This is a genomic window from Aeromonas sp. TS_SC_11, assembly GCF_057318915.1.
In genome coordinates this window covers 811,690-825,376 of the sequence record NZ_CM170470.1, presented here as the reverse complement: position 1 = coordinate 825,376, position 13,687 = coordinate 811,690, and the positions used below count along the sequence as shown (strand labels likewise).

Sequence of the window (13,687 nt, the reverse complement as noted above, 5' to 3'; positions counted from 1 at the left end):
TCAAGGTTTAGCGGCGGGCGGCGCGGGCGCTCAGCTCGGCTTTCTCGCCATCGCTCAGGAAGGCGAGGGTCAAACCGTTTTGCTGGGCGGTGCGGATCTCGCTGGCGGTCATGCCGGCGGCCGGGGCAGCCACGTCATATTCGTGGGGCAGGTCTATCCCTTCGACCGCAGGATCGTCGGTGTTGAGACAGGCCAGCACACCGGCAGCCAGGAACTGGCGGATTGGGTGCTCGGTCAGGTTCGCGACCGTGGTGGTCTGTATGTTGGAGGTGAGGCAGGATTCGATGCCGATGCGGTGCTCCGCCAGATAGGCCATCAGGGCAGGATCCGCAATCGCCTTGACGCCGTGGCCGATGCGCTCGGCGCCGAGATCGCGAATGGCTTGCCACATGCTTTCGGGGCCCGCCGCTTCGCCTGCGTGTACTGTGACGCGCATGCCCGCATCACGGACCTTGCGAAAATGCTCGGTGAACAGCTCGCCCGGGAAGCCCAGTTCGTCACCGGCCAGATCGACGGCAACCAGTTTGTCGCGATGGGCCAGACAGGCGTCCAGCTCCTTGCGGCACTGTTCGGTGCCGAAGGTGCGGCTCATGATGCCGATGAGGTTGGTCTTGATGCCAAAGTCGCGGCTGCCAGCTGCAACGCCGTCAATGATGGCTTCCACCACACCTTGTGGATGCAGTTTGTGGGTCATGGCCATGTAGGCGGGACTGAAGCGCAGCTCGGCATAGTCGATACCGGCACGCAGCAGATCCTCCACGTTCTCGTAAGCAACACGGCGGCAGGCATCGTAATCGGCCAGCACGGCCACGCCCCAGTCCAGTTTCTTCAGGAAGGCGACCAGACTCGGCTCATTCTCGACGATCTGCACGTGGGGGCGAAGTGCTTCCAGCTCAAAGGCTGGCAACTGGATATTGTGCTGACGGCCCAGCTCGAGGATGGTCTGCGCGCGGATATTACCGTCCAGATGGCGGTGCAGGTCGGTCAGGGGGAGAGATCTGTCAATCATGATGGCGCCTTCTTCGAGTCGGGTTTGAAAGCCTGCCATTCTAGGCAGGGCTCTCAAAAAAGATACCCCGTTTGAAATCAAACGGGGTCTTATTGGTCAGGGATTTGCCAAGGCGTGATGGGAATCGTTTTTCCAGAGGGCTCAGGAGAGGTCGAGCTCCTTGAGCTTGCGAGTCAGGGTGTTGCGACCCCAGCCAAGCAGGCGGGCAGCCTCCTGTTTGTGGCCATGGGTGTGATCCAGTGCCGTCTCCAGCATGATCCGCTCAAATTGGGGCAGGGCATCGGCCAGGATGTCGGTCTCCCCCAGTGCCAGCTTACTGGCGACCCAGTCTTGCAACTGCTGCTGCCAGCAGCCGGGCAGGGCAGGTTGGCCGGGCTCGGCCGTGTTGGTGATGGGGGTCAGCAGTTCGGCGGGCAGATCCCCTACCAGCACCTCCTGACCCGAGGCCATGACCGTCAGCCAGCGGCAGACGTTCTCCAGCTGGCGCACGTTGCCCGGCCAGGCGAGACGGCTGATGTAGGCCTGGGTATCCGGGTGCAGGCTCTTGGCCTCCACGTTCAGCTCCTTGGCGGCGCGCAGCAGGAAGTGCTGGGCCAGTTGAGGTATATCCTCGCGGCGCTCCTTGAGGGCCGGAATATGAATGCGGATTACGTTGAGGCGGTGGAACAGATCTTCCCGGAATTCACCGTCTGCCACCCGTTTCTCCAGATTCTGGTGGGTAGCGGCGATGATCCGCACATCTACCTGCACCGGCTGATGACCGCCGACCCGGTAGAACTGGCCATCGGCCAGCACCCGCAGCAGGCGGGTCTGCACATCCAGCGGCATGTCGCCGATTTCATCGAGAAACAGGGTACCGCCATCGGCCTGCTCGAAGCGACCGTGGCGAATGTTGTTGGCACCGGTAAAGGCCCCTTTTTCATGACCGAACAGCTCGGATTCGATGAGATCTTTGGGGATGGCGGCCATGTTGAGGGCGATGAAGTTCTTGTGGGCGCGCGGGCTGTGCTTGTGCAGCGCGTGGGCGACCAGCTCCTTGCCGGTACCGCTCTGGCCGTTGATCAGCACGGAGATGCTGGAGCGCGACAGCCGGCCGATGGCGCGAAACACTTCCTGCATGGCAGGCGCTTCGCCGATGATTTCAGGTGTGGTGGCCGTCTCCTGCTGGCGTGCCTTGCGCTTGGTGCGCTGTTCTTTCAGGTGATTCTCGGCACGGCGCACCAGGGTGACCGCCTCGTCGATGTCGAACGGCTTGGGCAGGTACTCGAAGGCGCCCCTCTGATAGGCGTTGACCGCGCTGTCCAGATCCGAGTGGGCCGTCATTATGATGATGGGCAGATCGGCCTGGCGGCGGTGGATCTGCTCCAGCAGGCTGAGACCATCGATGCCGGGCATGCGGATATCGGAGAGGATCACATCGGGCGAACGTATCTCCAGCGAGCTCAGCAGAGCCTCGCCATCGGCAAAACTCTCGCACTCGAAGCCTTCACTGCCGAGGGTGCGTTCCAGTACCCAGCGGATAGAACTGTCGTCATCGACGATCCACACTTTTGCTGTCATGACGTTCCCTTATTTGCGAAGCGGTAGAAAAATGGTGAATTCGGTGTGGCCAGGCCAGCTGATGCAGTCGATGCGCCCCTTGTGCTGATCAATCAGGTTCTGGGCGATGGAGAGGCCGAGGCCGGTTCCCCCCTCCTTGCCGGTGATCATGGGGTAGAAGAGGGTGTCGCGGATGGCATCGGGAATGCCGGGGCCGTTGTCGATGATCTTGATCTCGGCCGCCAGCCGGTAGCGCTGACCGTGGATGGTGATCTGGAAGGCGGTGCGGGTCTTGATGCGAATCAGCCCCGTCTGTTCACCTATGGCCTCGGCGGCGTTGCGCACCATGTTGAGAAAGGCTTGCTGCAGCTGGTCCGGCTCCATCTCGAACTCGGGAATGCTGGGATCGTAATCCCGCTCTATGCGCACAGTGGGTGGCAGCTCCAGCTCCACCAGACGGCGCACCTGCTCCAGCACGGAGTGAACATTGTGCATCTGGTGGCGACCCGGACGCTGAGGGCCGAGCAGGCGATCGACCAGCACCCTCAGTCGGTCGGCCTGCTCTATGATGATGCCCGTGTATTCGCGCAGCGCCGGGTCCGGCAGCTCTTTTTGCAGCAATTGGGCCGCGCCGCGCAGGCCACCCAGCGGGTTCTTGATCTCGTGGGCCAGCCCGCGCACCAATTCCTTGGCCGCCTGTTGCTGGGCATGTTGTTGCAGCTCCTGGCTGATCTTCTTCTGCTGATCAATTTTGCGCAGCTCCACCACCATCAGCCGTTGTTCATGGTCGGCGAGCGGGCTTACGCTCATCTCCACCAGTCTGGGTTCACCTTCCACCACCAGGGTCACTTCGCTGTCGGTGAAACCCTGCCCCGAGGTGAGGCACTGCTTGAGGCGCTGCAAATCGAGAGAGATATGTTCCAGCAGGTGGGGCAGCTCGATCCCGATCAGCCGACGCTGGCTGAGGGAGAGCAGTTGTTCGGCCGCCGGGTTGACGAACTGGATGCAGAGCCGCTCATCCATCAGGATGACGGCGGTCAGCAAGTTATCGAGCAGTATCTTGGCTTGATCCGGGCGGGTTGGCACAGGTTTCTCCCTAAAACGGTGCTATACACCAGTAATGCACCAACGTGGTGCATTTAGTCTACCCGTATCGATGCACAGGATCACCCCTTGTTGGGGAGCGGGGTCACTTTAGGTGCCGGATTGATACTGGCTCGGTGCAGGTAGAAGGTGACTACCCTTGATTTAGCAAGGATCGTACCGTCTTTAGCGAGTAGTTCGAGTTGTGCCTCGTGTGCGCCGCGATCAAGGTTTTCGACCCGAATAGCCAGGCCGTTGCTGACGATGGGGGCCGCCTTGCCATCCAGGGTCAGGCGCACGTCGTACTGGGTCGGCGGTTTGGGGCTTATCTGCCCCTGGAACACCACATTGCCCGTGTTGTCGCGCAGTGTGCTGCCCTGTTCCGGGGAGAGCATTTCGATTACCAGCTTGGCGGCTTCCTCCTCTTTTTTGGCATCAACGCCGGTCAGGCTGTTGAAGTTGTCCACCTGCACCGAGCGGGGGGCACCACCAATGAGAGGGGCAACACGCAGATCCACTTCTTTGGCCTGCTGGCCGGGAGGGGGGGCATCCGTGTAGTGAACGACGCCCTTGCTGTCTGTCCAGAAGTAGATCTTGGTGGCCTGGGCGGCGGTGCTCGTCAACAGCAAAAGTCCCAGAACCCATAGGGGGCATGCGTTTTTCATCCATCTCTCCTTGACGGGATTTTGCTTAATCCTATCAGAGAAAAAACCCGCCTGTTGGCGGGTTTGGTCAAGTTCCGAGCTGTGGTCCGGATTAAACGGAGTAGTACAGTTCAAACTCCAGCGGGTGCGGGGTCATGCGCACACGGTCAACATCGTGCTGTTTCAGTTCCAGGTAGGAATTGATGAAGTCATCGCTGAACACGCCGCCGCGGGTCAGGAACTCGCGATCGCTGTCCAGTGCGGCCAGTGCTTCGTCCAGAGAGCCGGCAACGGTTGGCACTTCTGCGGCTTCTTCCGGCGGCAGGTCATACAAGTTCTTGTCCATGGCATCGCCCGGATGGATCTTGTTGATGATACCGTCCAGACCGGCCATCAGCTGAGCTGCAAAAGCCAGGTACGGGTTGGCTGCCGGATCCGGGAAACGTACTTCGATACGACGAGCTTTCGGGCTCGGTACTACCGGGATACGGATGGAAGCAGAGCGGTTGCGGGCGGAGTAAGCCAGCATGACAGGTGCTTCATAACCCGGAACCAGACGCTTGTAGGAGTTGGTGGTCGGGTTGGCGAAGGCGTTGATGGCCTTGGCGTGTTTGATGATACCGCCGATGTAGTGTAGTGCCATCTCGGACAGACCGCCATACAGGTCGCCAGCGAACAGGTTGACACCGTTCTTGGCCAGGGACTGGTGGCAGTGCATGCCGGAGCCGTTGTCACCGAACATGGGTTTCGGCATGAAGGTGACAGTCTTGTTGTAAGCGTGGGCCACGTTATGGATCACGTACTTCAGAACCTGTACTTCGTCCGCTTTCAGGGTGAGAGTGTTGAAACGGGTCGCGATCTCGTTCTGACCGGCGGTCGCCACTTCATGGTGGTGCGCTTCAACGACCTGGCCCATCTCTTCCAGCACCAGACACATGGCAGCGCGGATGTCCTGGGAAGAGTCAACCGGTGCAACCGGGAAGTAACCGCCTTTCACGAACGGGCGGTGGCCCTTGTTGCCGTGCTCATACTCGGTACCCGAGTTCCAGGCGGCTTCTTCAGATTCGATTTTCACGAAGCTGTGGCCCATGGTGTTCGAGAAGGTGATGTTGTCGAACATGAAGAATTCCGGCTCAGGCCCGAACAGCACTGTGTCAGCGATGCCGCTGGCTTTGAGGAAATCTTCGGCACGCTTGGAGATGGAGCGCGGGTCGCGGTCATAACCTTGCATGGTGGCCGGTTCCAGCACATCACAAACGATGTTCAGGGTGGTCTCTTCGGTAAACGGGTCCAGCTTGGCGGAGGCCGCATCCGGCATCAGCACCATGTCAGACTCGTTGATACCTTTCCAGCCGCCGATGGAAGAGCCATCGAACATCTTGCCGTCTTCGAAGAAATCTTCGTTGACCTGGTGGGAAGGGATAGATACGTGCTGCTCTTTACCCTTGGTGTCGGTAAAGCGCAGGTCAACAAACTTGACTTCGTGTTCCTGGATCAGGGCCAAAACGTTCTGGGCTGACATGCTAAGTAACCTCCGGTGTTAAAACTCTTAGGGTGAATGCGTCATCACATTCACATAAGCCAGTATCGTGCCAAGTTTGTGATAGCTTGATTTCAGGGCGTTTGCGGCTATAAGGCCGCCCCAAGACCTGCCATCTCAGCGCGTCACGCCTCAAAGTAGTGCAACTGTGGATCGTTTTGGTGCACTAAAATGGTGCGCAGTATACGGTCAGCCCCCATCTAAACAGGCTTTGATCGGAAGGTCTATGATCCTGATCCCCTGTTATGCGTGAATGCACTGCAATTATGCTAGGCAGATCACAAAGGCGAGAGTACAATTAGCGCCCAATTTTACCCGGTGATTGAGGCGAGAATGTTAGAGAATTTACGCAATATTGCGATTATTGCGCACGTAGACCACGGCAAAACTACCCTGGTTGATAAGCTGCTGCAGCAGTCTGGAACCCTGGACCGTACCACTGATGGTCAAGAGCGTCTGATGGATTCCAACGACCTGGAAAAGGAACGTGGTATTACCATTCTCGCCAAGAACACCGCGATCCGTTGGAAAGACTACCGTATCAACATCGTTGATACTCCGGGTCACGCCGACTTCGGTGGTGAAGTAGAGCGCGTTATGTCCATGGTCGACTCAGTGCTGCTGCTGGTTGATGCTGTTGACGGCCCTATGCCGCAGACTCGTTTCGTGACCCAGAAGGCATTCGCCCAGGGTCTGAAGCCGATCGTGGTCATCAACAAGATCGACCGTCCGGGTGCTCGTCCTGACTGGGTTATGGATCAGGTATTCGACTTGTTTGACAACCTGGGTGCGACCGATGAGCAACTGGACTTCAAAGTTGTTTACGCTTCAGCACTGAACGGCTGGGCCACCATGGACCAGGGCGTTGAATCCGACAACATGGAACCCCTGTTCCAGGCGATCGTTGACAACGTCGAGCAGCCGAAGGGTGACCCTGCCGGTGCTTTCCAGATGCAGATCTCCCAGCTGGACTACAACTCCTACGTGGGTGTTATCGGCATCGGCCGTATCAGCCGTGGTCGCGTCAAGACCAACCAGCAAGTCACCGTCATCGGTGCCGATGGCAAGACCCGTACCGGCAAAGTCGGTCAGGTGCTTGGCTACCTGGGTCTGTCCCGTACCGAAGTTGTCGACGCGCAAGCGGGTGACATCATCGCCATCACAGGTCTGGGCGAGCTGAAAATCTCCGACACCATCTGTGACAACAGTGCTGTTCAAGCCCTGCCGCCGCTCTCCGTTGACGAACCGACCGTGAACATGACCTTCCAGGTCAACACCTCACCGTTCGCCGGTAAAGAAGGCAAGTTCGTGACCTCCCGCAACATCATGGAGCGTCTGAACCAGGAGCTGGTCCACAACGTGGCCCTGCGTGTGGAAGAGACCGAAGATCCGGATAAATTCCGCGTATCCGGTCGTGGTGAACTGCACCTCTCCATCCTGATCGAAAACATGCGTCGTGAAGGTTACGAGCTGGCGGTATCCCGTCCGGAAGTTATCCTGCGCACCGTGGACGGCGTTCTGCACGAACCGTTTGAAACCGTGACTGTTGACGTGGAAGAGATCCACCAGGGTTCCGTGATGGAGCAACTTGGCCTGCGTAAGGGCGAGATGACCAACATGACCCCGGATGGCAAGGGCCGTGTCCGTCTTGACTTCATGATCCCGAGTCGTGGCCTGATCGGCTTCCAGACCGAGTTCCTGACCATGACTTCCGGTACCGGTCTGCTGTACCACACCTTTGACCATTACGGTCCGCACAAGGGTGGCAGCATCGGCGAGCGTCAGAATGGCGTGCTGATCTCCAACGCTACCGGCAAGGCGCTGACCTTTGCCCTGTTCGGTCTGCAAGACCGCGGTCGTCTGTTTATCGGTCACGCTACCGAAGTGTACGAAGGCCAGGTGATCGGTATTCACTCCCGCTCCAATGACCTGACTGTAAACTGCCTGAAGGGCAAGCAGCTGACCAACATGCGTGCCTCTGGTACCGACGAAGCCCAGGTGCTGACTCCGCCGATCCGCATGACCCTGGAACAGGCTCTCGAGTTCATCGACAACGATGAGTTGGTAGAGATCACTCCCAAGGCCATCCGTGTGCGCAAGAAACTGCTGACTGAAATGGATCGCAAGCGCGCCGGTCGTGCTTGATATCTGTTTATCGACAGACAGAGAGAGGCCTTCGGGCCTCTTTTTTTATGCCCATTTGACGGTGGATCACCAGCCAGTATGCTCGGGCTGGTCGTACCGATCTGGTCCATGGGTGGTCAAATGACCATGCTATCTGACACAATGTCTGCATGATGAAGACGTTGAGAATCACAATGCAGCAGAAATTTGGTGGCCGTCTTGGCCATGCTCTCTCCTTTTTACGCCACGATGGCGGCCATTTCGCCCAGTTTGTCTGGAGCCGTTTCCAGCACGACAGGTTGACCGTCACCGCCGGTTATCTGGCCTATGTTACCTTGCTCTCTCTGGTCCCCATGATTGCCGTGGTATTTGGCATGATGTCCGCCTTCCCTGTGTTCCAGACCCTGAAACAGGCGATGGAGCAGTTTGTCTATCACAACTTCGTGCCGACCGCGGGTGAGATGCTCAAGGAGTACATAGATGGCTTCGTGGCGAATGCCACCAACACCACGGCGGTGGGTATCGGTGCCCTGATAGTGGTGGCGTTGATGCTGATCTCGGCCATCGACAAGAACCTCAACTACATCTGGCGCTCGACCCAGGGCCGGCCGCTGGCTCAGGCGTTTGCCATGTACTGGATGATACTGACACTGGGTCCTGTGCTTATCGGTGGCAGCATTGCCATCTCCTCTTACATCTTCTCGCTGCGGCTGTTCGGGGCCGAGAGTCTGTTCGGCATCGGCTATCTGTTGCTGCGCAGCTTGCCGTTCCTCTTCTCGGTACTCACCTTCCTGCTGGTCTATACGGTCGTGCCCAACTGCAAGGTGAGACTGGTGCACGCCTTCATCGGCGCCCTGGTGGCGGCGACCCTGTTCGAGCTGGCCAAGCGCGGATTTGCCATCTACATCACCAACTTCCCCTCCTATCAGGCCATCTATGGCGCTCTGGCGACCATTCCGATCCTGTTTGTCTGGGTTTATCTCAGCTGGTTGGTGGTATTGCTTGGCGCCGAGACCACGGCTTGTCTCGGTGAATATGAAAAACCGGTGAGCGAGGAGTTGGCCTGAGCCATCGCTTTACCCTTCGTTTTCTTGGTAGCATCGACGACCGCCCCTGTGAGGGCGGTCGTTCTGTTTTGAGAGGAGAGGGATGTGATTGCATTGATCCAGCGGGTCTCCGAGGCCAGCGTGACAGTGGAAGGCGAAGTAACGGGTGCCATTGCCAATGGCTTGCTGGTGTTGCTCGGGGTGGAGCAGGGGGATGACGAGACCAGGGCGGACAAGTTGCTGCACAAGGTGAGCTGCTACCGCATCTTCTCCGATGAAGAGGGCAAAATGAACCTCAATGTGAGTCAGGCCGGTGGCAGTCTGCTGGTCGTCTCCCAGTTCACCCTGGCGGCGGATACCAAAAAAGGCATGAGACCCAGCTTCTCTGGCGGCGCCCATCCGACCGATGCCGAGCGGCTCTACGACTATTTTGTAGTGCAGGCAAAGGCCAGCGGCATACCGACCGAGACAGGCCGTTTTGCTGCCGACATGAAGGTGGCGCTGCTCAACGATGGCCCGGTGACCTTCTGGCTGCAGGTGTAGGCGCCATGGCCGCGAGCCCGCTCCTGGCTAAAGGCCTTCATCTGCGGACGTGCAGACAGGGCCAGCCGTGGCGTTAGGGGGTCAGATTGGTGGTGTGCAGTATGACGTTGCGATAGCCGGGCACCCCGTGGGTGCTGGTGAGGCCAATCCACTCCTCCGCCAGCCGCCTGGCCTGCGCCAGTTCGAGATGTGTCCGTGGCAGCAGGTTGACGATGAGGGTACCGCGGAGGCATTTGGCCAGTGCCTGATAGAGCGGAGCCTGAAACAGCAGCAGGGGATTGCCATCCTGACTGAACAGGTCGAGCAGCACGAAGTCATAGGTGCCGTCGTGGGCCAGCAGGAAGGTGAGGGCATCGGCGTGGTGCAGGTGCAACGCCCGGTCAGCGGGTTCCGCCGGGTGGCGGAAGAATGTCTGAAACAGGGTCAGTACCTCTTCATCCAGATCGACGCAGTCGTGCCGTGCCTCTGGCCAGCGCACTCCCAGATGACGGGTGAGATCGCCACCGCCCAATCCCAGTTCCAGCACCCGGCTTGCGGTGGCGGGCAGCAGGTCTGCGATGCACTGCTGATGGGGCAGGCAGAGGGCGGCAGGTTCGGCAAGGGACATGGCCGATTGCACCACACCGTCTATCTCCAGCCAGCGGTGATGGGCATTTTCCAGGATAAAGAGGCGTCGTTCCGGTTTGGCACTCAGGTGCAATAAGTGGTCGGCTTGGTACGCTTGCAGATTGAAGTCCATGAATTTGCACGGCAAGATGGTTTCCGGCCAGTGTAACTCAAGGATAGAACTATGTACCGGGTGGTCACTCCTCAAACGGCAGCCGAACTGGATGCCTATTATCAGTTGCGCTGGGAGGCATTGGTACGCAAGCCCTTCAATCTGTTCGTCGGCGCTAACTCAAGGATCGCTTTATGTACCGGGTAGTCACTCCTCAAACGGCAGCCGAGCTGGAGGCTTACTACCAGCTGCGCTGGGAGGCATGGGGGCGCAAGCCCTTCAATCTGTCCGTCGGCACTAACTCAAGGAGCGCTTTATGTACCGGGTAGTCACTCCTCAAACGGCAGCCGAGCTGGACGCTTACTACCAGCTGCGCTGGGAACTGCTGCGTAAACCCTTCAATCTGCCCGTTGGTTCCGAGCGAGATGAATACGATACCGTCGCCATTCATCGCATGATGCTGGCGCCGGACGGTACTCCCATTGCCATTGGCCGATTGTTTATCGGTGGTGACGAGGCCCAGATCCGCTTTATGGCGCTGCGCACTGAATTCCGGGGACAGGGGCTGGGTGCCCGCATGGTGGAAGATCTCGAACAGCTGGCCCGCAGCGAGAAGGTGAAACGGCTGGTGATGAATGCCCGCCAGGAAGCGGTGGAGTTCTATCGCAAGTGCGGCTTCCTCGAAGTGGGGGAAGGGCCGGTCAGCTTTGGCCGCATTCCCCATCGTCAGATGATCAAATCCTTAAGCCCCTTGCAGACCATCCAGTATCGCCCCGAGTGGTGCCAGGATCTCACCACTCGCTGGTCGCAAGGCATCCCCATCAGCGAGAAGATGGGGGTACACATCACCCACTATGACGGCCAGACTTTTCATCTCAAGGCCAATCTGGCGGCCAACCTCAACGTGCATGACACCATGTTTGCCGGCAGCATCTACAGTCAGTGCGTGCTGGCGGGCTGGGGTCTCATCTGGTTGCAGCTGAAAGAGGCGGGTCTGGTGGGGGATACGGTACTGGCGGAGGGCAACATCAAGTATTACCGCCCGGTCAACGAGGAGCCCGAGGCGCGGGTTGCCAGGGAGGGGATGCCGGCCGTGCTGGCTCCGCTCAAGGCGGGGGAGTCGGCCAAATTCAGCCTCATGGTCAAGTTGTTCAGCGGCGACAAGCTGGCGGTGGAATTCATCGGCCAGTATGTGGTGCAACCGGTCAAACGGCGAGGCCAGTCCCCCGTTCTGTAAAAGCTACCTGAAACAAACAAGGCCTCGTGATGAGGCCTTGTTTGTTTTACTGAACGTTGGTCAACGCGGGTGCTTTTGGCTGTGGTGCTGGCCGCCAGAGCGGGCTGTTGCGCCCCTGGGCAGGATAAGGCACCCCCACCTCCCAGCCACAGGAGGCCTGCCTGGCCGGAAACTCCCAGCTCAAGACGGGTGCATCAAGCGGGCCGCGCCAGTGGCTCAGCAGCTCGGCACAGCGCTGGCCATTCAGGACACCGAGATCCAGCTGCCACTGCTCCTTGACCAGATCCATGCCCCCTTGCAGGGCGAGCAGGTGAGTGATGGTAGAGGCACCAGCCTGTTCCACCTGCAGCTGGCCATGCTCGACCTTGCCTTGCAACTTGATGCGGTAGAAGGGTGTATCTCCTTCCTGCATCGCCTGCCACAGGCTTTCCGGCGTCAGATCAGGTGGCGTGGCGCCTTTGAACCATTCATCCAGCAGGGGGTCTATCTTCACCTTGTCCCAGAATGGATCAACCGCATCGAGGGCGAAGCTGCCCTGCAGGGTACTGCGCCACTCTCCTGCTGTCTTGCCATGCACGGCTTGCAGATCGGCACTCAGGTCGGCCTTGCCGGCGAAGGAAATGGGGGAGTGCAGTATCTTGCTCCACTGCACCAGATCCAGCTTTTCCCCCTTCACCTGCAGGCGGCTGCTTTGGCCTGGCTCCTTGCCCCACTGGCCGCTCAGGCTGAGTGAGCCTTCATCCGGCAGCGAGCTGGTCAGCTTGTTGAGCTGCCAGGAGCTGGGGGTCAGCTCACCATCCAGTTCGCCGTTGCGGGCACTGAGGCCGTCCCACACCAGCTCGAACCACTTGCTCTCGACTTTTGCCCGGCCGAGCAAGGGGATTGGCTGCTCGCCTCGCAGGGAGAGATCGCTTAGATAGAACTGCCAGCCCGTCAGCGACAGGGGCAGGGTATCGTCGAAGGAGAGTACCTTGAGTTTGTCGAACGTCAGCTTGCGGATATCGATCTGTTGTGGCCGCCAGCTTTGCCAATCCTGCCACCACCCCTCTGGCAGGCTGATGTCCATGCCGCTCAGCGTCATGTCTTTGAGGGTCAGCTTCTGCTGCTGGGTATCGAGGGCCAGATCCAGATTGAATTCACCTTCATAGGCTTTGCCCTGCACCTCGGCATCGATCTGCTGTGGCGAGAAAGAGACTCGCCCTTTGAGATCTTCCAACTGGAACAGGCCGCGGCCTAGATCACCGAGGCTACCCGTAAAGTAACCGGTCGGCGTACTGCCAGCCTGCCAGCTGAAGGTGGTGAGCTGGCCGTTGAAGTTGTTGAGAGAGATCTCCTGAGTGATGGCGTTGATGCTCACATCGCGCACCTGTCCTGTGTCCAGGCTGATGTGGCGCAAGGGCAGCTCAGGCTGGCCCATGGCTCCCCACTCGACCCGCATGCCTTGTGCCTTCAGATTGTGCAGTCGCAGGCTGCGGGCGGGCCAGTCCAGGGTCATGCCGGTTTCCAGCAGGCCATCGAACAGGTTGGCAACCAGCCGATCCGTACTTAGCACCTGGCCTTCCAGTCGTCCCTTCAGATTGAGGCGGGAGAGGGCAAAGGCCGGGGTTTCCAGCTCATTGATGTTGAGGCTCAGGTTGGCCTGGGGTGGCCGCACCGGATTGAGCAGCTGCCAGTCGTTGAGGGTGACGTTGAGGCCGCTTAGGGTCAGCTCGTCACTGTGCAGGCTGAGGCGATCGATAGTGCTGTCGCTGATGGTGAGGGAGTGAACCGGCAGGGTCGGCAAGGTGTTGGGCAGCGGCAGCTTGATGACGGGGCGAATGAGGTCGAGGTGGGCGATGCGCACGTCCCGGTTCAGCCAGTCGATGCTCTCTATCTCCAGATAGAGCTTGTCGAGGGCGATGGCGTCGCCATAGCTCACCTGCTCGGCCAGCAGGGTATAGGGATGGAGCGGGTTGAACACCAGCCGCCCTATGGTGACCGGCACGCCGGTTTGCTGGCTGATCCAGCTGGCGATGGGCCCCCTGGCCCGTTCGGCGTCGAACAGACCGAGCGCGACCCAGACAAACAGCAGCAGGAAGGCAAATGTGTAGAGCAGGGCGCGAAGCCAGGAATTCATCGGTGCTTTCCTCCAGGGTCTGAGTGTTGTGGCAACACATCTATTGGGAGCCTGAGTGTCACGTGCGTTCTTTCTTGTGCTGTTCTAC

The 13,687-nt window shown here is 59.2% G+C and carries 11 protein-coding genes; 4 read left to right on the top strand and 7 right to left on the bottom strand.

Going from position 1 to position 13,687, the window contains the following annotated elements:
• Positions 1-7: 7 nt before the first annotated feature.
• The 5 genes from add to glnA all read right to left on the bottom strand — a co-directional run bounded on the left by add (position 8) and on the right by glnA (position 5,797).
• A complete protein-coding gene (gene add, locus AC1P02_RS03900) occupies positions 8-1,009 on the bottom strand; it encodes an adenosine deaminase (RefSeq protein WP_282789526.1) in 1,002 nt (333 codons plus the stop codon).
• A gap of 141 nt (positions 1,010-1,150) precedes the next feature.
• A complete protein-coding gene (glnG, locus tag AC1P02_RS03895) occupies positions 1,151-2,569 on the bottom strand; it encodes a nitrogen regulation protein NR(I) (RefSeq protein ID WP_005319876.1) in 1,419 nt (472 codons plus the stop codon).
• Between the two features lie 9 nt (positions 2,570-2,578).
• Positions 2,579-3,634, bottom strand: coding sequence for a nitrogen regulation protein NR(II) (gene glnL, locus AC1P02_RS03890; RefSeq protein WP_043136455.1), 1,056 nt, complete (start codon positions 3,632-3,634; stop codon positions 2,579-2,581).
• Between the two features lie 80 nt (positions 3,635-3,714).
• Positions 3,715-4,296 (bottom strand): DUF4124 domain-containing protein, encoded by a 582-nt coding sequence (locus AC1P02_RS03885; RefSeq protein ID WP_282789527.1) that lies wholly within the window; start codon positions 4,294-4,296, stop codon positions 3,715-3,717.
• Positions 4,297-4,387: 91 nt separating this feature from the next.
• Positions 4,388-5,797: a glutamate--ammonia ligase gene (gene glnA / locus AC1P02_RS03880; protein ID WP_017412325.1), complete on the bottom strand. Its 1,410-nt coding sequence runs from the start codon at positions 5,795-5,797 to the stop codon at positions 4,388-4,390.
• Between the two features lie 351 nt (positions 5,798-6,148).
• On the opposite strand from glnA, the gene typA reads away from it, so the two are divergent.
• From typA to dtd, 3 genes are all read left to right on the top strand, one after another.
• On the top strand, positions 6,149-7,960 hold the full coding sequence (gene typA / locus AC1P02_RS03875; protein WP_005319864.1) for a translational GTPase TypA: 1,812 nt from the start codon (positions 6,149-6,151) through the stop codon (positions 7,958-7,960).
• 173 nt (positions 7,961-8,133) lie between these two features.
• The gene (locus tag AC1P02_RS03870; protein WP_021138645.1) at positions 8,134-9,006 is read left to right on the top strand and encodes a virulence factor BrkB family protein; all 873 of its coding nucleotides are present in this window, start codon (positions 8,134-8,136) and stop codon (positions 9,004-9,006) included.
• An 84-nt stretch (positions 9,007-9,090) separates the two neighbouring features.
• Positions 9,091-9,528, top strand: a complete 438-nt coding sequence (dtd, locus tag AC1P02_RS03865; protein ID WP_485184172.1) for a D-aminoacyl-tRNA deacylase — start codon at positions 9,091-9,093, stop codon at positions 9,526-9,528.
• A 73-nt stretch (positions 9,529-9,601) separates the two neighbouring features.
• Here dtd and AC1P02_RS03860 read toward each other — a convergent pair whose 3' ends face one another.
• Positions 9,602-10,267, bottom strand: coding sequence for a spermidine synthase (locus AC1P02_RS03860; protein ID WP_485185416.1), 666 nt, complete (start codon positions 10,265-10,267; stop codon positions 9,602-9,604).
• A gap of 295 nt (positions 10,268-10,562) precedes the next feature.
• Between AC1P02_RS03860 and AC1P02_RS03855 the strand changes: the two genes are divergently transcribed.
• Entirely contained in the window at positions 10,563-11,483 is a 921-nt protein-coding gene (locus AC1P02_RS03855; protein ID WP_042467538.1) for a bifunctional GNAT family N-acetyltransferase/hotdog fold thioesterase, read from the top strand.
• A 46-nt stretch (positions 11,484-11,529) separates the two neighbouring features.
• Here the strand turns inward: AC1P02_RS03855 and AC1P02_RS03850 are convergent, their stop codons facing one another.
• A complete protein-coding gene (locus AC1P02_RS03850; protein ID WP_485184170.1) occupies positions 11,530-13,599 on the bottom strand; it encodes an AsmA family protein in 2,070 nt (689 codons plus the stop codon).
• Between the last annotated feature and the right edge of the window lie 88 nt (positions 13,600-13,687).